The sequence below is a fragment of the Planotetraspora thailandica genome (assembly GCF_016863335.1).
Classification (GTDB): Bacteria; Actinomycetota; Actinomycetes; order Streptosporangiales; family Streptosporangiaceae; genus Planotetraspora; species Planotetraspora thailandica.
This window is the reverse complement of sequence record NZ_BOOR01000081.1, coordinates 1-18,772: the sequence shown is the minus strand read 5'-3', so window position 1 is coordinate 18,772 and position 18,772 is coordinate 1. Positions and strand designations below refer to the sequence as shown.

The following is an 18,772-nucleotide window of genomic DNA, read 5'->3' as shown; positions in this document are numbered from 1 at the left end:
ACACCGCGCAGCTCTCAGAGCGAGCCGGCGACCGCTCGGCGCCGTAGGCAGTGGATCCGCGAACCAGTGCTGAAGTCCCGTGCCCTGACTACCGGCTCAAATAATGAAGTCGACTTTAAATATGGAGTCCGATTAAAGTTTCTCGCATGACCGAAGGGCTGCGGGAACGCAAGAAGCGCCAGACACGGCGGCACATCTCAGATACGGCCATCGGGCTGTTCGTCGAGCGGGGCTTCGAGCACGTCACGATCACCGAGGTCGCCGCCGCAGCCGGAGTCTCGGCCAACACCGTCTACAACTACTTCGAGACCAAGGAGAACCTCGTCCTACCGCCCGACCAAGCGTCCCCGCAACGGCTCGCCGACATGGTGCGCGACCGCAGGCCCGGCGAAGGCGCCGTACCAGCCGTATTGCGAACGCTGCGTGAGGAGGTACGCCGCCGCGACCGCAGGCTCGGCCTGACCGACGGGTTCGGCCGCGTCTTCGTGATGATGCGGGCCGCACCCACGCTGACAGCCCGGCTTGAGGATCTCGGCCGACAGATGACCGACGCGCTCGCCGCCGTACTCGCGGAGGAGACCGACACCACCCCCGCCGACCCGCTGCCCCACGTGGTGGCCTGGCAGGTCGGCGCCCTGCACGAGCTCGTCTACACCGAGATCGGCAGGCGCACCGCCGCCGGAGAGGACCCCGGCACCATCGCCGCGGCCGTCCTCGACATCCTCGACGCCGCCGAGGACCTGCTCGGCGGACGCATCCTCACCTACGCCATCCGAGAGGAATCACAGTGTTCAGAGTGATCATCTCCGGCCGGTTCGGCGATCTCGACGAGACCGGCCGCGCCTCCGTGCTCGCCGCGTCCGGACTCGCCTTCAGCACGCAAGGCGCCTTCACCCACGACGGCACCCTGTCGGCGTTCACCTTCCGCTGCCAGGTGCCGGCCACGCCCGACGACGACGAGCAGGACGCCACCCGACGGGCCCTCGCGGCGCTCGACGCCTACGGCCAGCCGTACGACGTGCTGCGCGTCGCGGTGACCGACATGCGCACCATCAAGATCCGCCGGCGTGCCCGGGAATGATTCAGTCAGCTGCTCGGACGTGATCGGCTCGCTCTGGGACGCCATACTCGGAGCGCCCTATGCCTGCGGGCGGGCGGGGGACGAACCGCCTCGCAGCTCGGAAGGGCCGTCAGGGCCGGGGGCGGCGGGGCCTATCGGCAGTCTCAGGACGAAACGCGCTCCTCGTTCGCTGTCCTTGATGGTCAAGGTGCCCCCGTGCGCCTCGGCGATCTCCCGTGCGATCGCCAGCCCCAGCCCCGTTCCGCCCGCGTCCCGGTCGCGTGAGGCCTCCAGCCGGGTGAAGCGGTCGAAGACGATCTCGCGGTGCTCGGGGGCGATTCCCGCGCCGTCGTCGACGACCTCCAGGACGGCCATCGGCCCGTCGGCTCGCACGACGACGGTGATCCGGGAGTTCGCGTGACGTTCGGCGTTGTCGAGCAGGTTCACCAGCACCCGGGCGATCCGCAGCCGGTCGCAGTTGATGACGACGTCCCCCTGCAAGTCTCTGACGATCTCCTTGCGGTAGGCCCGGCGGTCGAGTTCGGCCTCGACCAACTGGCCCAGATCGGTCGGCTGGCGGTTGAGCGGAGCACGCGCGTCCAGGCGGGCGAGGGTCAGCAGGTCGGTCACGATCGCCTGAAGCCGCTCCACCTGGACGAGCACCTCCCCAGCCACCGCCGGCCAGTCGACGTCGTCCGGGTGCATGAGCGCCTCCTCCATCTGCGCCCGCATGCCGGTGATCGGGCTGCGCAGGTCGTGGGAGGCGTCCGAGGTGAAACGCCGTAACCGCTCATAGGCGCTTTCGAGGCGGTCGAGGGTGTCGTTCACCGTTTCGGCCAGAGACTTGATCTCCATGTACCTGCTGGAGACGGGAACCCGGCGGTCGAGACCGGTGGCCGTGATCTCCGCCAGTTCCACCCGGATGGCGTTCACCGGAGCCATGGCCTTCGTGAGATCACGGAACACCCAGGCGCTCATCATCGTGATCACCACCACGGACACGCCGATCGCCACCAACAGCATCGTGGCGCTTCCGTACCAGGGGACCACCGGCACCGCTATGTAGAGCAGCCAGAACCCACTCGGCTGATAGACCTTGTACGAGACGACGGTCAGGCAGCCGTTCAGGCCCACCGGAGGGCACAGCACCCGGGTGGCGCGCACGTCGGTGGTGGTCGAATGAAAGGTCGCCATCGGGGGCTTGCCGACGAGTTGCGGGGTCGACGCGACGGCCTGCCCGTGTTCGTCGACGACCTGTATGGCCGCGACCCTGCCGTACGGCAGGACCGACGGGAGCGGCCCCTGCCGGATCAAGGGCACCACACGGTCCCAGGCCCCGGTGATCCGAGACTGGACGCCGTCGGCCTCCTGGTTGCCCGCGAACAGGAGAAAGAGCACGCTGACGCCGACGCAAACCAAGGCCGCGACGACGCCTGTCGCCGCGGTCCGACGAGCCCGAAACGACGTTCGGGACCCGTTCGGCATCCGACCTCCCCCGACACGAAATAGTCACCCTTCGTAAACAGAACTCTGAAATATCGCCATAACGTCCCGGAATTGGGCAAAGTTTTGACCCTGCCAACATTGGCCACTCTCACAGCGAAGTCGCTTCCCGGCGTCATGAAGCCCGGAAAGCCCACGCCGACCGGCGTCGTGGCCATCTAATCAGCGAGGTTGCGGCAATCGACCGTGCGGTAGCCAGAGAAAGAGTTCCCAACAAGCATGCAGGCATTTCCCCATGCATGGGAAATCACCCAATTCAGGCCAGAAACATCCCTTTCATTCGGCAGCTCACGAATCTGGTGTCACATGATGCCCAGCCTGGATCGATTTGACGTGAAGAGTGTGACCGAGGTGCCCTCTGCGCTGGGATGAGTTGGAGTTCTCAACGCTTCAACCAGCCCACTGCACAGGACAAACACGGCGAGCGAGCGGTGAACGAGCTGTCCCGCCGAGTGCTGGTCCGCTGCCTGTCCCCGATCACCGGCGGCTGGGCCGTACCTCGCGCCGCTGCCCTTGGCAGCCGAGGCGGCGCGAACGCGCGGGTCGCGTTGAAGGCGCCGAAGACGATGGCGTTGAGGTAAAGCACGATGTCGGCGAGGTCACCGCCGATCGGAGTGGCGATATAGGAGATTCCGGCGTCGCCGGTCCGCGTTCGGGCCTACCAGCGGTTAGACGGTGGCGAAGTCGGTGTTGGTGAACGCTCCACAGCTCCGAGCCAAGCTGGTGGTCACGGGCGGCACGACCCGGCGCAAGATCGGACTACATCCCGGGCAGCTTGCTACCGCGATGCCCCGCGTCTAGAAACATCGACCGCACTGGTCTCGATGAAGCTGCATGCGGTCGCCCGCGAAAGGCTGCGCCGCATCGCCTCTCCTGGTCGGATGAGCGCTCCCCGGCCACCCGGCGGCCGGACGATGTCAGGCGAGCGACGGTGACAGGACCCGGTCGGAGCCGATGATGTCGGCGACGCTCGACATGTGGTGGTCGTAGGTGTCGATCCGCCAGCGGGCTCGCAGGAGGTCCTCGACCGCCGGATGAGGGCCGGGCAGGCAGACCCGTACCGTCGGGGCGTCGAAGACGGTGAGGGCGCTCCGCAGGGCGGCGGCAGGGTCGTGGCCGCTGGCGGTGGTCAGGTGGATCAGGTTGTCGGGCCCGGCCACTCCCGCGGCGGCGACCGCGCCGTCGTCGTACACGAGCACTCCGGTCGTCCCCGGCGTGACGGCCCAGTAGGCGTAGTCGGCCGTGCGGTCCACGCCGGTGAGCAGCGACTCTGCGGCGCCCGCGTCGACGACGTCGACTCTGGTCGCGGACGGCTCCGCGTCTCGGCCGGGCGGGCCGCTGAGATAGAGCAGTGGCCATCGCGGCCGCATGCCGTGACGCAGGTACAGGGGCATTGCCCGAGGGTCCTGCGAGGCGAAGGTGAACCTTGCTTCTGAGCCCGGGAACGCCGCTTCGAGCAGTCGGCGGCCCACGCCGCCGCCGTGCCGGACGGGGTCGACGAACAGGTCGCACAACATCGTCGCCCCGGCGAACCGGCGGATGGCGCAGTATCCGGCCACCTCCCGCCCGGTCACCGCGACCAGGAACCCGCCGTTGCCGCGGAGATGGGCGACATACCGCGGATTCGCGCCGTCGCCGTCCCCGTTGGCGGTCGCGATGCGGGCGATTTCGGCGATGTCACCGTCACCGGCCGGGCGTATCTCCATCCTCGAGACGCTATCGCGGGCCCACGTTGTCATCCTCCGCCGGGCCGAACGTGCGCAACCCTGTGGCGGGCGAGAGCAGGCTGGGACGTTGGGGGCCGTCATGCGCCCACCAATCACAGCCCGAGGGCCCACGAGGGTGATGCAGTAGGCCTTGGCGAGATCCGGGAAGCGCTGCTCGAACCACAGATAGTCAGCAATGGCAGCCGTCATGGCCGGCATCCTTGCTGACGGGGCCGACAAGCTTGGCAGGGGAGTTCCGGCTCACTGCGCTCGCGAGAAGGCACGACCGAGGCCCACGTCGTGCATCTCCAGATCGCCTCGGACTGGGTGACTATCTGGGTGACCATTGCCGTGGACGGCCGCATACGCCCGTGGACGGCTGAGGATCGTTTCCGCAGGTGGCTGCGGGTATCGCGGCTGATCCCGCCCCTCTCTGGGTTGCCTGAGGTCAAGGGGTCGCAGGTTCTGTGCACGGTGGCAGGATTGCGTCGGCACTGCTGTCGTAGGGGTGTACGGCCAGCGGAGGTTCAAGGCTGCCACCACGCGTCCTCCTCACCGCAGATGTCAGCGGGTCGCGAGTTCCACCACGCTGAGTGGGACGGCCCGGAAGCCCCACTCCGCGGCGCGTTTGTAGGAGTCGCTGCCGGGGATTTCGGCCAGGGGCCCGCTGAACGGTGTTGTGGGCGTGCCCTCGGCGCTCCACCTCCAGCATCCGGCTGTGCTGAGGATGAGTTGCCCCTTGACCACCGGAGCCACCCGCATGGTCGGGCCTACTGGTTCACCGGTGGCGGACTGGGGCCAAATGATTCCGAAGAGGCTTCCGTCGGGGGCCCAGAGCGACCCACTGGGCGTGCCGGGAATGGGACCGGTAGGGCCGTGGTCACTCGATATCCAGGCGTGGCTTCCCGAGGGGATGGCCGGGCCGCTCAGTGTGCGGACGTCCGTGAGTCGCATCTCGGCATACACCTCGGGATAGAACTCGGGATCGTGCGGACCCCTGCGGCCCGTCAGGGTTCCCTTCGCGAGGATGACCGAGGCGCCTCCCTCCCGGGCTTCCGCGAACTGCCTCTGTAGGGACACCGTCGCGCATGCGCTCGCACCCTCCGGGGCACCGGCCGTGGTGGGTGCGGAGCCGTGTGCGGCGGACGAGTCGGGGGCGGGGGCGCCAAGGCCCGCGGTCCACAGCAGGATCGCGGGCACGGCGACCGCGACCGCGCCGCCTGCGGCCGCGAGTACGCGTCGGTGGGCTCGCTTGCCGCGTTTGGTCTGCAGGGCGACGAGCACGGATTGCGGGTCGGGTGTGTGCGCGGTGAGCGCGTCGGTGAGGTCGTCGACGTCCATGAAGGTCAGCTCCTGTCGGTCAGGGTGTCAGCGGACAGCCGCAGCGCGGCACGGGCCTGGGACAGGTGGGAGCGCACCGTGGCGCTGCTGCAGCCGAGCGCCTGGGCGATCTGCTGGTCGTCCTGGTCGAGCAGGTAGCGCAGGACGACGGCCACCCGCTGTTGCGGCGTCAGGCGAGCGAGCAGGCGATCGACTTCGTCCCGAGTCACCACGGTGTCGCTCGCGTCCGGATCCGCCCGGTCGAACACCTCGTGGTCCCCGATGGGATCGGTTCGCCGCCGCTTGGCCTTGCGCCGGTCGGAGAGGTGGGCGTTGATCACGACCTGGCGTACGTAGGCGTCGGGCCGCTCCATTGCGGAGATCTTGCGCCAGCGGGGGACGACTACCAGGAGCGCGTCGGACAGGATGTCCTCGGCCAGGTGCACATCCCCGGTCAGCGCGCCCGCGAAGCGGCTGAGCCCTGGAAGCTCTGCGCTGAGGAACTCCTCAAGCGTCACGATGTCGGCTACCTCCTCGGCCGGGCCGCTCGGCGACGGCGTCCCAGTACAAGAACGTCATGTCCCCGCTGGATTGTGCAGTCCGCTACCAGCGGATCTCACTCCGCCGTTCTGCCGGCGGGGAACAGCACTGCCGATGACGTGGGGTTGCCTGTCTGGCACCAACTGGGAAACCGGCGCGAAACGAGAACGGAGCGCAGGACGGATAGGTCGAGGAGTAATTGATCTACATCGTAAAGGCGGCCGGCCGGAAGGGTTAATCGAGGGCTCTCCATGCGGCTGCTGCTTTCGCAGGCCTTTCAGAAGCGGTGCACGTCGAGACCGCCCTGGCGAACGCCTCCGGAGCCTCCTGCGGGACGTTGTGGCCGACCCCGTGGAGGGTCCGATGCTCGTACGCCCCGGTGAAGTGGTCGCGGTACGAAGAGCCGTTTCCCGCGGGGGTGAAAGGGTCGAGTTCGGCGTCGAGTGTGATCGTGGGCACGGCGATCTTCGGGACCGCGGCGAGCCGCTTCTCGATGGGTTCGTAGCGGGACTCGCCTTGGGCCAGGCTCAGTCGCCATCGGTAGTTGTGGATGACGATGGGCACCCAGTCGGGATTGGTGAACGCCGCCGCGGTGCGCTCGAACGTGGCGTCGTCGAAGGCCCACGTCGGCGAGACGGTCTTCCAGAGGAGCCGGACGAATTCCTCGCGATGCTGTTCGAGGCCGAGCCGGCCTCGTTCTGTGGCGAAATAGTACTGGTACCACCACGCGTATCGGCGCTCGGTATCAGCGGCTCCAGGTTCGCCTTCCGATTCGTGATCAGGTAGCCGGACACCGACACGAGGGCCGTGCAGCGCTCCGGCCAGAGCGCGGTGATGATGTCGGCCGTCCGAGACCCCCAGTCGAAGCCCCCGATGATCGCCTTTTTGATCCTCAGCGCGTCCATCAGCGCGATGATGTCGCGGGCGATCGCGGCCTGCTGAGCGTTGCGGAACGTTCGGCTCGACAGGAAGAGCGTCGAGCCGTGCCCGCGCAGGTAGGGGACGATCACACGGTAGCCGCGTGCCGCCAGTAGGGGCGCCACGTCGCCGTAGCTGTAGATGTCGTACGGGAACCCGTGGGGAGAGCCGCCGCGGTGGCTCCACCGACCACCAATTTGGAGAACGTACGCCTGTTCACTTCATCGAACTTCCGTGTGAGAAGAAACCGCGCCTCGGCTGCACCGCGGCGCGCACTATGACGAGTCGGTTCGTCGTTGACCTGGCTCTTCGGCCCATCGGGAATGATTCTTTCTGGCCCACGCGGTCGTCACCGAGCCCGTGCGCATCCCGCGCCTCGCCTCGGGGTCTCGGTACGCCAGTCGCATGTGCCCGAAGACAACGACGGCGATGGCCAGCGCCGTCACGTCGTGCACGAAGATCGCGCTCGCGCGGGAGATCGCCGGCAGAGCCCCGGTGAACCACATCAGCAAACCGGTGAACGTCATGAGCGGTACTGCTCCGGCGATCCAGCCTGCGTAGATCTTCTGCCCGGCGTTGAACTTGCCGGCCGGGCGCGGTCCCGGCGCGCCCTTGCGTACCGCGCGCAGCCACTGCCCGTCGTACGGCGCCAGCCGGTTGAGCCTGCGCAGGTCGGCGCGGAACGCGCGCGAGGCGAGACCGAGGAGGACCGGCGCGGGCAGCAGGAGCCCCGACCACTCGTGGACGACGACCACCAGATGACGACGGCCGACGAGTTGAGCCAGCGGCGAGAAGTACAAGCAGGCCGCCGTCCCCGCGCACAGCAGCATGAGAGCGGCAGCGGAGCGGTGGACCAGGCGCTCGCCACGGCTGAACCGCCGGCGCAACGGCTCAGGCCTCCTGGTCGAGCCAGCCGTCGACGTCATAGCCGTACTCCTCCCAATAACCCGGGATGACCTTGTCGGTGACGGAGATGCCGGACAGCCATTTGGCGGACTTGTAGAAGTACATCGGGGCCACGTAGAGCCGTACGGGACCGCCGTGCTCGTGGGTGAGCGGCTCGTCCAGCATGTCCAGGGCGATCAGCACGTCGGCCCGGCGGGCCTGCTCGAGTGTGAGGCTCTCGGTGTAGACACCGTCGAAGCAGGTGAAGCGGACCGCCCTGCCCCCGGCGCGCACCCCGGCCGCGTCGAGCAGGTCCGAGAGCAGCACCCCGGCGAAGGGGACGTCCGGCACCCGCCAGCCGTCGGTGCACCTCGCCTCGCCGACGATTCGGGTCTGGGGCAGCGCGCGCAGCTCGCCCAGCGTGTACGTCCCGGGCCGCTCGACCAGACCGCCGATCTCCAGCCGGTAGTCGGCCGCGGTCTTCCTGGGCACCGAGGCCGCCACGCTGTAGTAGCGAAAGCCGCCCGGGTTGGGCAGCAGTCCGCTGAGCCCGGTGGGGTCGTGCTGGGAGACGGCCCCGAGGACCCGCTCCCAGCCGTTCTGTACGAAAGGCGCGGCGACGATACCGGCGGCGCCCAGGCCCAACATCGAGAGCATCACCCGGCGCGCGATCGGCGGGCCGCTCTCCGGCTCACTCACAGTCGTGTTTCCAGCAGCCGCGGCGCCCTGCCGCGGTGGACGGAGGGGTCTGGGAGGCCTTCCGGTCTCGCCCACGACTCGCCGTGCCTTCGCACCCTCCGGCGCCGTACGCCTTGGTGGTCTGGGGGACATGCCGCTCGGCAAGAGCCGCGCTAATGGGCGGATGTTTCATCAACTCGGTACTCCTCATATGTTCGGGTCCGTCTCAGGACGAGCGCGGTCGGCGACGGTCAACTGCGCGCGCCGATCAGCGGATACGCGATGAGCAGGGCGGCCGTCACGGCGGAGGGCTCGGGTATTCGAAATCAACTCTCCTGGGACGGGCCGCCCGGGGACCCAGGGAGGACACTGGCCGGAGCCCTGGTTCTGTTGTGTTCCGGTGGGCCGTCCGGGTGGTTGACGGCGGTCCCGGAATCGCTAGGGGCGTTCCATCAATCGCTACGCCGCCGAATAACGAGCCGATTGCACTATGCCTGGTTGCGCCGCTTCTCCCCGTTCGGCCTGGGGTCTTTTCCTCGGAGACAGCAGGAGGAAAGTCCATGCTCAGGACAAGCGACGCACTCGGTTACGCAGTCATCGACGTGGAAACGACCGGCCTCCGGCCCTTTTGGCATGACCGAGTCGTCGAGGTGGGGATCGTCCATCTCGATCCCGCGGGCGAGTGGACCACCCTGGTTGATCCTGAACGTGATCTGGGCCCTCAGCACATCTACGGCATCACCGCGGCTGACATCCGTCACGCTCCCACGTTCGGTGAGATCGCCGGAGCCCCGGGGCCGGGGGAGTGCATGTCAAGCCGCAGGCAGGGCCAGGCAGTGGGTTCGCCCCAGATTGGTAGCGTGATTCTGTTCCGGAAGGGGGTCCGCGATAAGGGGGGTCCGCGATGCCCGATGTCATCGATCGGTTGATGAGCGCGATCAACGCCCATGATCAGGGCGCGCTAATGGAGTGTTACGTCCCAGAGGCCGTCATCGTGGCGCCCGAGATGCAGGCAGAAGGTTGGGACGAGATCATCGCTTTCCGCGGGCACATCGTTGAAGGCTTCCCGGACTTACGGGTGACGGTGTGGGACAAGTTGGTGTGCGACGACAGCGTGGTGGTCGAGGGAACGGTCACAGGTACTCACACCGGACCATTCCTGCTGGCCGAGGGCGAGGTGCTCCACGCAACCGGTCGGAGCGTCAGTGTGCGTTGCTGCTGGGTCTTCACGGTGGAGCATGACCTCATCGTCAGCCAGCGCGGCTACTACGACCAGCTGGAGTGTTACAGTCAGCTCGGCTTGAAGCTTCCTGCGCCGGAGTGATGTTCGCCCGGCTCTCGCGGATGAACGTGGACGACCGGTGGAAGTAGGCGCGATCTCGTCTTCCTGCCTATCGGCGGTGGCACACCACGAGCTCGTTGTTCGGCACCGATTTCGGGCAGTTGAAGTTCGCCTTGATCTCCGCGGTCAGCTTCTTGTCGACCTGCGCCAGCGGGAACCATGAACGCTGCAGTACGGCGTAGTCGGCGGGGTTGCCCGTGACGCACAGGGCGTTCTCCTTGGTCGACGTGAGGTTCTTCACGTCGGGAAGGAACTGCTCGCGCTGCAGGAAGGTGGGGATCGGGTATCGGCACTGCACCGGATGCTGGACGAAGTACGCCATGTCCCCGAAGGCCAGGTACAACACCGGAGCACCTTGGGGGATCTCGCGGTTGACTTCGGCCGCGTCCCCGTTCTTGTCCTCGGTCAGTTTCCAGTAGTCCGCGTTGGTGGTGATCACGTGCCCGCGGCCCATCTGGTTCGGGGAGCCGGGCCAGATCGGCGCGGCGAGGCAGATGATCCCGGCCAGGGCTAACAGGGGCACGGCTGCCATGGGCACGGCCGCCTGGGGTCGCGCCCCGGCGTGGCGGGGAGCCCGGCGGCGGGCGAGGCGCAGGTCCGCCAGGCCCGCGAGGACTGCGACAGCGGCCGCCAGCCAGACCGTGCCCACAGTCAGCAGCGGCTTGAGCGCGGTGTCCGTGAACGGGACCAGGGCGCCCAGCAGCACCGTGATTCCGATGAAGAGCAGCGGCGGCCTGCCGAATACGCCGTACCACCGTGCCACTGCCAGTGCCCAGACTGCAGCGGCGCAGACGGGTAGTGCCGCGCTGTGGTACGGGAACCAGTTGCCCTGGAACGCCACAGCGGCGATGCATCCGAGGGTGATCAGTACGGCCAGAGCCGCCCACTCGACGCGCCGCCGCCGGCTGACCTCCCGGGCCAGCATCAGCACCATCACCAGCGCGGCGGGGAACAGAGCGAGCATGGGGCTGAGGACCGCCCGGTCGGCCAGGTAGTCGATGCTCCGGTGAAGCAGGAAGCCGGGGTCGATCGCCTGCCGCGTCAGGGCCTGACGATTGATCTTCGGCATGTCCTGCGCCCACTGCCACTCGTGCGAGCCCGCCCAGAAGCTCAAGCCGAGGAGCGCCACTCCGGAGACCGCCGTGGCGACCGCGAGGAGGATCGCCCGCCTGCGGTCGACGGCGAAGACCACCAGCAGGGCGATCATGGCAGTGGCTGCGGTGGAGTACTTCATCATCACCGTCAGCCCGAGAGGCAGGGAGGCCACTGCCGCGGCGACCCAGGGGCGGTCGAACATGAGGACCAGGGCGACCGCCACTACTGAGAGCAGCGTGGCCGTCCACTCGGGCTGCAGGTAGTCGATGCGGGGGGCGAACGCCAGGCTCAACGCGACCACGACGGCCGTGAGGGTCGCGTCCCGAGTGGAGAGGTGCCGCTGCAACGCGGCGCGCAGCAACAAGCCGGCGGCCACACACAGCGCGACGCCGGCTAACCGGACGATCATCTCTCCCACGGGGATCGAGGACGGAGTCAGCGAGTTCAGACCGGCGACGAACCAGCGGTAGAAGAACGGCCGGTGGGTGAAGGTTTCGGACGGTGAGAAACCGGCGACCCCACCGGTGCGCAGACACGCCAGGACATACCTGATGTCTGAGTGCAGTTGCGCCGTGGCCACGGAAATCCCGAGCAGGACGCAGGTGACAAGGGCGGTCCCCACCTGGGTCAGCCTGAGAGGATTCCTGAGGGCGAGGAAACCCGAGTTTTTCACAGACGGTGACCCTAGCAAGCCGGTTCGCTCAGGCCGGCGAGCGTCCTGGCACACGAGTGGACGTCTCCGACGGCGCCGGCGCTGTCCGCGGCTCTCCTGGCGGCGGCTCTGTACGGCATGCGCGCTCCGCTGTGCGATTCACGGGTGGAGTGACGCGGATTTCCGCGACGACAGAGGGGGTTTCCATGAGTGGTCTGAGGACTCGGCTCGCCGGCGGGGAGGGGTGGCTGCCGCCGGGCGCACGGCTCACCGGCAGGGAGGAGACGACGATCATCGAGGTCTCCATGGCGCGTACGCCGGAGGAGGCGCACGCCTACGCGAGGGGGTGGTTCGCCCGGGCCTTCCAGCCGCGGCGGTGGTGCTTCGTCCTCGCCCAGGAGGCCGAGCTCGATCCGGTGGAGGACGCGGATCTTCTCAGGGAGCTCGGGGAGCGCGACGGATGGGTGGCGCACGGAGTGGAGTGGATCGGGGAGGGGGACCCCCGGCCGGCCGGCTCGTGACCCGGATCGCCCTGCTCAGCGGTCGCCTCTCGGTCGCTTGCCCACTCGGCGGACGGAGCCGCGGCCTACGTGGACTGCTTGACCTGCTTGGCCCTGTTCACGCAGTCAACCGGGCGCTCGAGATCGTCAACACGACGTCATGCTCAACTCGTGCCGCCCTGGGCGTCGGGATCGCGGCCGGGCTCACCCGGCTTCGTACGCGGGCCTCGTAGCCGGGCCCCAAAACCCGGCTTCCGGCGCCCAGAAACCCGGCTTTCGGCCGGTGGGCGACCGGCGGCGGAAGGTTCGGTGAATTGGGTCGTCTCGAGTTGTCGAGTGTGGAGCGAGCACTGCAGGGTTGGGGAACGACCGCCGTTCCCCCCCTACGACGGAAGTGCTCGCTGTGCGTCTCTTGGCGTTCCTCGCCGCCCTTGCCGCCGTGCTCCTCGTCGCCGCTCCGGCGCAGGCGCACGTCCGCGCGACCTCGGTCTCGGTCGACCTGCGCAGCCAGGGCGACGACGTCGCCGCTGTCGTCGACGTGGAGTACGACGTCCTTGCCCGGCTGCTGAGTCTCGACGGTGCCCTGAGCCCGGACGCGGTCGGCGTGGACGGCGCGGCCGCCGAGGTGCCGACCGAGGTGCGGCGCAGCTCGCTGGACGCGCACGCGAGCGACGTGGCGGCGTACGTCGGCGGGCGGCTGCGGTTGAGCCGCGGCTCGATCGGGTGTACCGCTGAGGACGACGCCCGCGTCGAACTCGCCGACTCCGGCGCGGTGCGGGTCGCGCTCGCCTACGACTGCCCGGCGTCCGGCGCGCTCACTGTCCGCAGCGACATCTTCCGCGCCTCCGACGGCGTCGTCGACGAAACCACCACGTTGGCGGCCTACGACGTCGATGGCCGCCGCGGTTCGACGTTGCTCGACGCCGCCCACACCAGCCTCACGGTGGGGCGCACCGACCTGCTCACCGAGATCCCGCAGTTCATCCGGCTCGGGGCAGAGCACCTGCTCTTCGGGCTCGACCACGTGCTCTTCCTGCTGGCGCTGCTGCTGGGCGCGAAGCGGCTGCGCGACGTCGTCGAGGTCGCCACGGCCTTCACGGTCGCACACTCGGTGACCCTGGTGCTGGCCGCGATCGGCTGGGTCAGCGTGCCCGGGTGGATCGTCGAGCCGCTCATCGCGCTGTCGATCGCGTTCGTCGCGGTCGACAACCTGCTCTCGCCGAAGACGAGCCACCGGCTGCCCGTGGTCTTCGGCTTCGGGCTGCTGCACGGGCTCGGCTTCGCGGGCGCGCTCAGCGTCGACGGGCCGCTGTCGCTCTCGACGCTGGCCGACCTGGTCTCCTTCAACGTCGGCATCGAACTCGTCCAGTTGACGATCATCGCGCTCGCCTTCCCGGCGCTGCTGTTCCTGCGCAGGGCCGCGACCACGCCGGTCGCCGTCCGCGCCCTCACGCTCGGCACCGTCGCGGCGACCCTCGCCGTCGCCGGTGCCGGTCTGGTCTGGTTCGTCGAACGCTCGCCGCTCCTGACCTGAGCACGCCCTCTCCCCACCCCGAAGGATCCCGATGTCCGCGTTAACCTGGACACGCGCGCGCCTGCGCGTCGTCCTGTACGCCACCACGCTGGCGCTCGCCGCCAGCGTCGTGGCGGGCCCGCTCACGTCGTACGCGGCGGCCGCCATCGACCCGCCGGAGGCCACCGTCAGCGGTGTCGTGTACGTCGACGCCAACGGCGACGGCCAGCGCAACCCCGACGAGGCCGGCCTGGCCGGCGTGCGCGTCTCCGACGGCAAGGTCGCCACCACGACCGCCGCCGACGGCTCCTACTCGCTGACGATCTCCACCGACCGTCGCAAGACGGACATCGTGTGGGCCGGCCAGCCGCGGGGCTACCGGTTCGGCCTGGACCAGTACAAGGAGCCGAAGTTCTGGGCCGACCTCGGCCAGCTCGCCGACGACGCCACGCCGACCGCGGACTTCGCGCTCGTGCGTGACGACATCTCAAACGGCGACACCTTCTCCTGGGCCAACATCGCCGACCCGCACGTCAACGCACAGCTGCCCGACCAGATCCGCGAGATCAACTCCACCGGCACCGACCTGCGCTTCATCGCAGTCAGCGGCGACCTCACCAACGACGCCAGCCAGGGGCAGTTCGACACGTATCGTCGCGGCACCCAGCAGTCGGCCGTCGGTGTGTGGCCGGCCGTCGGCAACCACGAGTACGCGAGCGGGTCGGCGTACGCGGACAAGATCGACAACTATCGCAAGAACGTCGGTCCGGAGTGGTACTCGTTCAACTACGGCAACCGGCACTTCGTGGTGCTCGAGAACAACGGCTCGGCGCCGTTCGACGAGGAGCTTGACTGGCTCAAGGACGACCTCGCCGCGAGCGTCCCGCTCGACGACAACCCGGGAAACGACATCGAGCTCGTCGTCCTCACCCACCAGCCGATGAACGTCCCGTTCGGTTCGCCGTCGGAGTACGACGCCTTCGGTGACGTGCTCGAGAAATACAAGGCGCAGCTGATCCTGGTCGGCCACGAGCACTCCAACCACGTCGAGAACAACTCGGCGTTCGCCTCGACCGCCAAGCACATCCAGACCGTGTCGAGCTCGTACACGATCGACAACGCGCCTCGCGGCTTCCGCTACATCCACATGGCGGGCCCGGGCTTCGACAACCCGTTCCGGATGTACGGCGAGAACGAGCACCTCACCATCGTCAGCCCCGCGCCCGGCTCGAAGGTGCCGGCCGTGAAGTTCCCGGGCATCCAGATCAACGCGTACGACACCGGCGACGAGGTCGTCTCGGCGCGCTACCGGATCGACGGCGACAAGAACTGGATGCCGCTGCACCCCAGCGGCGAGTTCACCTGGCAGGGCGACCTGCCCCACAACCGGCAGAAGGCCGGTGAGCACAGCGTCGACGTGCAGGTGGTCGACGCGGCGGGCAAGACCTGGACCAAGTCGGCGGACTTCACCCTCACCCACGGGCCGGCGCTCAAGCCGGTCGCCGGGGGTGACTGGGACCAGCACCACGGCAACGTGACCCACTCCGGTGTCGCGCCGGCGCAGGAGGCCGGCCGCCGCCTGGCCTGGAGCTTCCGCACCGAGGGCACCTTCCTCACCGGGTCGCCGGTCATCCACGACGGCGTCGTCTACGCGGGCACCCGCGACGAGAACGGCGACGGCAACAGCCGGATCTACGCCGTCCGGCTGAAGGACGGCAAGGAGCTGTGGAACGTCAAGGTGCCGCAGTCGATCCACGGCAGCCTTGCCTACGGTGACGGCCTGGTCTTCGCGCCGACCCTCGGCTCGGAGCTCTACGCCGTCGACGCGAAGAGCGGCGAGCTGCGCTGGAAGGCCGTGCCCGAGCAGGCGCCGACCCCGAACAACCAGCGCACCTACGGCTACTACTCGCCGGCCGTCTCCGGCCACACGGTGCTCTGGCCCTACCAGACCCGCTTCGGCATCGGCAGTCAGGGCGTCCTCAAGGCGCTCGACACTCGCACCGGACGGCAGATCTGGGCCTCCCCGATGTCCGGCGCGACCATGAGCGACGGCACGCCCGCCGTCATGGACGGCACCGTGTACGTCGGCAACGAGACCGCCGACCGCGTGCTCGCCTACGACCTGGCCACCGGCGCCCGCAAGTGGACCGGAACCGAGTCGCTCGGCAGTTGGCAGGACGGCGTGCCGACCGCGGCCGAGGGGAAGGTCTTCATCGGCGCCAACAACGGCATCGTCGCGCGTGACGCCAAGACCGGCGCGACGCTGTGGACGTACAACAGCTCGCGCTCCTCGCTCGTCTCGAGTGGCTCGACCCCGAGCGCCGCGGCCGTCAAGGACGGCGTCGTCTACATGGGCTTCCCGAGTGGCGCCGTCGTCGCCCTCGACGCCCAGACCGGCAACGTCTTCTGGGAGCGGGCGCTGCCCGGCGACATCTACCACGGTGGCGTCATGTCCAGCCCGGTCGTGGCCGGTGACACGCTCTTCGTCGGCGCCAACAACGGCAAGTTCTACGCGCTGGCCTCCGACACCGGCCAGATCTTGTGGAGCCACGAGATCGGCACCTGGGTGGGCGCCGGCCCGGCCGTCAGCGGCAACACCGTCGTGGCGGGCGCCTGGGACGGCAACCTCTACGCCTACGTGCCCGGCGGCGAGTCCGCACAGCGCTGGGCGACCGTGACCGGGACGGTCAGCGACCCGGAGACGGGCGCTCCGATCGCCGGCGCGAAGGTCACCGCCGTCGCCGACGGTCAGGACACCGCGGTAACTAGCACCGACGCCCGGGGCCACTACCGGATCGGCCTGCCGGCGTCGACCTGGACCGTCACGGCGGCCAAGCGCGGCCTGATCGCCGACGGCCGCTCAACCGCCGGCGTCACGGTCCGCACCACCGGCAACACGACGGCCGACCTGAAGCTGATCAAGGTGGTCCACCCGGTCGCCGGCAAGTCGACGTACGCGCCGGACTACGGCAACGGCAGCACACGCACGGACGTCGTCACCGGCAAGGAGTACTACTACCTGGCCAACGACAAGATCCGGGCGTCCGTGACGCCGTACGCAGCCGGCAACAACGGCGTCGGCGGCAACAACCTCGCCGGTGGTCTGGGCCAGGGCGCGCTGTCGGACCTCATGCTCAACGACGCCAACGGCGCCGAGACCCTCGACTGGGGCGAGATGCTGCTGCGTCCGAGCCTCACGCCGCCCGACTCGTGGGACCGGCCGAACGACCAGCTCGACCTGCCCGACCTCGCGGTCGACGGCGCTGCCGTGGTCGGCAACGGTCAGTACCGGGCAAACCCGGCCATCAAGGCGCAGGTCCGCTACGAGACCCTGCCCGATTCTCCGATCGTGAAGATGACGGTCAAGCTGACCAACACCGGCACGACGGGCTACCAGGGCTACTTCAACTACATGATCGACCCCGACAGCTCGGCCGACAACGGCCGGATCCCCGGGTTCAGCGGCGTCAACCCGGGTCTGAAGACCTCGGGCTGGACCGGGAACTACGTCTACGTCGGTGCTGACGCGGCCACCACGAACGGCCAGGCCGCCCACGGTCTCGCGTGGGCACTGGACACGCCGACCGCGGTCGGTGCGTACGGCTACATCGAGGGTCTCTACTACGACGCCACGATGGCGCCCGGTGCCACCAAGCAGTTCAGCTTCTACCACCTGACCGACTACGCGACCGCCGGCGGCGACCCCACCGGCAACATCGCGAAGTGGGCCGACGAGATCGACCTGCACGACGCGGCCGTCCCGGACGCCGCTCGCGCGGCCGGCACGATCACCGCGGGCGGCGCCGCCGTCTCCGGTGCCCGGGTCGCCCTCGAGCAGGCCGGCACGGCGGTCGCGACCACGAGCACCGACGCCCAGGGCAAGTACCTCGTCAAGGCCCCGGCCGGTCGGTACGACGTCCGGGTGTCCAAGCTGGGCTACCAGACGGCCACCGGCACGGTCACCGTGCCGGCGGCGGGCAGCGGCGTCGCCGACGTCGCGCTAGGCCCGGTCACGGTCGAGGCGGGCTACGGCAAGCAGATCGGCTCGGGTCTGGTCGAGGCGGGCTACGGCGACGTCATGCTCGAGAACGACAAGCTCTCGATGGCGATCGCCGACGCCTACAACGACTCGCAGATCTCCGGTGGCACCCGCGGCAAGCCGGTCGACGTCGCCGTCCGCGGCATGGCCGACCAGTTCGACTGGATCAACCTGCCCTACGTCTCGGCGACCCAGCCGACCGGCGGTAGCGCGTGGGACATCCGGTCGGTGGCGGCGACCGACGTCCAGATCGTCCAGGCGACCGGCGACAAGGCCGTCGTCCGGGTATCCGGGCCGGTCAAGGGCTTCACGGGTCTGACGGCGACGACGACGTACACGCTGAAGCCGGGCGACGACTTCGCCACGGTCTCGACGGAGCTGAGCAACTCCGGCTCGGCTCCACTCAGCGTGTGGACCGGTGACGCGATGGACCACGACGCGGCCGGCCAGGCCAGTGTCATCCCGGGCGCCGGCATCGTGACGCCGGGTGCGACGGCGGCGTACGCCCCGGCCAAGCCGTACATCGGCATGACCGGGACCGACCCGCAGGTCTTCGGTCTCGTCTACGGCACGCCGGCCAGCGCCTTCGACGTCTACGCCGCGGGCAACTGGGTGATGAGCCGGTTCAACGTCGACGTGCCGGCGGGCGGCTCCTACACCCTCACCCGCAAGCTCGTCGCCACCCCGGGCACCGACGCGGTGGGCATCCTCGACCGCATCTCCGCGCCGTAACGCAACCCACCCCACCACACGGGGCCGGCCCGGACTCCAACCGGGCCGGCCCCGTGTGCCGAGCCGCCAGAACAACGCGGCGGACCGCGTCATCCACCAACCACAGGTAGAGAAGCAGTGAGTCTCTGCGCTCAGCAACCGACCGGCCCGTCCAGCGATCACGCGAGAGAGGCCTCCTGGTAGCGCGGGAGGCGCAAGACGAAGCGGGCGCCGCGGTCGCTGTCTTCGATCCGAAGGGTGCCACCGTGTGTCTCGGCGGTCTGCCGGGCGATCGCCAGGCCGAGCCCGG

General features: G+C 68.9%; 17 protein-coding genes. 7 read left to right on the top strand and 10 right to left on the bottom strand.

Features of this window, described 5'->3' with window-relative positions; genetic code table 11:
• Positions 1-146: 146 nt before the first annotated feature.
• Together Pth03_RS37825 and Pth03_RS37820 are read left to right on the top strand one after the other, a co-directional pair.
• On the top strand, positions 147-800 hold the full coding sequence (locus Pth03_RS37825; protein WP_203949315.1) for a TetR/AcrR family transcriptional regulator: 654 nt from the start codon (positions 147-149) through the stop codon (positions 798-800).
• Entirely contained in the window at positions 788-1,081 is a 294-nt protein-coding gene (locus Pth03_RS37820; protein WP_239119687.1) for a DUF6204 family protein, read from the top strand. Before Pth03_RS37825 ends, Pth03_RS37820 begins: the two co-directional genes overlap by 13 nt.
• Positions 1,082-1,138: 57 nt before the next feature.
• Here Pth03_RS37820 and Pth03_RS37815 read toward each other — a convergent pair whose 3' ends face one another.
• The gene (locus Pth03_RS37815) at positions 1,139-2,458 is read right to left on the bottom strand and encodes a sensor histidine kinase (protein WP_239119686.1); all 1,320 of its coding nucleotides are present in this window, start codon (positions 2,456-2,458) and stop codon (positions 1,139-1,141) included.
• Positions 2,459-2,931: 473 nt separating this feature from the next.
• On the opposite strand from Pth03_RS37815, the gene Pth03_RS37810 reads away from it, so the two are divergent.
• Complete coding sequence (locus Pth03_RS37810) at positions 2,932-3,144, top strand: hypothetical protein (protein ID WP_203949313.1); 213 nt, start codon at positions 2,932-2,934, stop codon at positions 3,142-3,144.
• A 336-nt stretch (positions 3,145-3,480) separates the two neighbouring features.
• Here the strand turns inward: Pth03_RS37810 and Pth03_RS37805 are convergent, their stop codons facing one another.
• From Pth03_RS37805 to Pth03_RS37775, 7 genes are all read right to left on the bottom strand, one after another.
• Entirely contained in the window at positions 3,481-4,269 is a 789-nt protein-coding gene (locus Pth03_RS37805; protein ID WP_203949312.1) for a GNAT family N-acetyltransferase, read from the bottom strand.
• Positions 4,270-4,833: 564 nt separating this feature from the next.
• Positions 4,834-5,610 (bottom strand): hypothetical protein, encoded by a 777-nt coding sequence (locus tag Pth03_RS37800; protein ID WP_203949311.1) that lies wholly within the window; start codon positions 5,608-5,610, stop codon positions 4,834-4,836.
• Between the two features lie 5 nt (positions 5,611-5,615).
• Positions 5,616-6,107 carry a SigE family RNA polymerase sigma factor gene (locus Pth03_RS37795; RefSeq protein WP_203949310.1) on the bottom strand — a complete coding sequence of 164 codons (492 nt, stop codon included), beginning with the start codon at positions 6,105-6,107 and terminating at the stop codon, positions 5,616-5,618.
• 256 nt (positions 6,108-6,363) lie between these two features.
• A complete protein-coding gene (locus Pth03_RS37790) occupies positions 6,364-6,693 on the bottom strand; it encodes an alpha/beta fold hydrolase (protein WP_203949309.1) in 330 nt (109 codons plus the stop codon).
• Positions 6,657-7,244, bottom strand: coding sequence for an alpha/beta fold hydrolase (locus Pth03_RS37785; protein WP_275413278.1), 588 nt, complete (start codon positions 7,242-7,244; stop codon positions 6,657-6,659). Before Pth03_RS37785 ends, Pth03_RS37790 begins: the two co-directional genes overlap by 37 nt.
• Before the next feature lie 78 nt (positions 7,245-7,322).
• Positions 7,323-7,973, bottom strand: coding sequence for a cytochrome b/b6 domain-containing protein (locus Pth03_RS37780; RefSeq protein ID WP_203949307.1), 651 nt, complete (start codon positions 7,971-7,973; stop codon positions 7,323-7,325).
• Positions 7,939-8,631, bottom strand: coding sequence for a molybdopterin-dependent oxidoreductase (locus Pth03_RS37775; protein WP_203949306.1), 693 nt, complete (start codon positions 8,629-8,631; stop codon positions 7,939-7,941). The genes Pth03_RS37780 and Pth03_RS37775 overlap by 35 nt, the downstream gene beginning before the upstream one ends.
• An 883-nt stretch (positions 8,632-9,514) precedes the next feature.
• On the opposite strand from Pth03_RS37775, the gene Pth03_RS37770 reads away from it, so the two are divergent.
• The gene (locus Pth03_RS37770) at positions 9,515-9,934 is read left to right on the top strand and encodes a nuclear transport factor 2 family protein (protein WP_203949305.1); all 420 of its coding nucleotides are present in this window, start codon (positions 9,515-9,517) and stop codon (positions 9,932-9,934) included.
• Between the two features lie 67 nt (positions 9,935-10,001).
• On the opposite strand, the gene Pth03_RS37765 is transcribed toward Pth03_RS37770, so the two are convergent.
• On the bottom strand, positions 10,002-11,669 hold the full coding sequence (locus tag Pth03_RS37765) for a hypothetical protein (RefSeq protein WP_203949304.1): 1,668 nt from the start codon (positions 11,667-11,669) through the stop codon (positions 10,002-10,004).
• A 236-nt stretch (positions 11,670-11,905) separates the two neighbouring features.
• Here Pth03_RS37765 and Pth03_RS37760 point away from each other — a divergent pair, with 236 nt between their 5' ends.
• The 3 genes from Pth03_RS37760 to Pth03_RS37750 all read left to right on the top strand — a co-directional run bounded on the left by Pth03_RS37760 (position 11,906) and on the right by Pth03_RS37750 (position 18,483).
• Positions 11,906-12,220, top strand: a complete 315-nt coding sequence (locus Pth03_RS37760) for a hypothetical protein (RefSeq protein WP_203949303.1) — start codon at positions 11,906-11,908, stop codon at positions 12,218-12,220.
• A 382-nt stretch (positions 12,221-12,602) separates the two neighbouring features.
• Positions 12,603-13,733, top strand: a complete 1,131-nt coding sequence (locus tag Pth03_RS37755; protein WP_203949302.1) for a HupE/UreJ family protein — start codon at positions 12,603-12,605, stop codon at positions 13,731-13,733.
• Between the two features lie 31 nt (positions 13,734-13,764).
• Positions 13,765-18,483: an outer membrane protein assembly factor BamB family protein gene (locus Pth03_RS37750; RefSeq protein WP_203949301.1), complete on the top strand. Its 4,719-nt coding sequence runs from the start codon at positions 13,765-13,767 to the stop codon at positions 18,481-18,483.
• Between the two features lie 158 nt (positions 18,484-18,641).
• Here Pth03_RS37750 and Pth03_RS42715 read toward each other — a convergent pair.
• A partial coding sequence (locus Pth03_RS42715) for an ATP-binding protein (RefSeq protein ID WP_239119689.1) occupies positions 18,642-18,772 on the bottom strand: 131 nt, incomplete at its 5' end.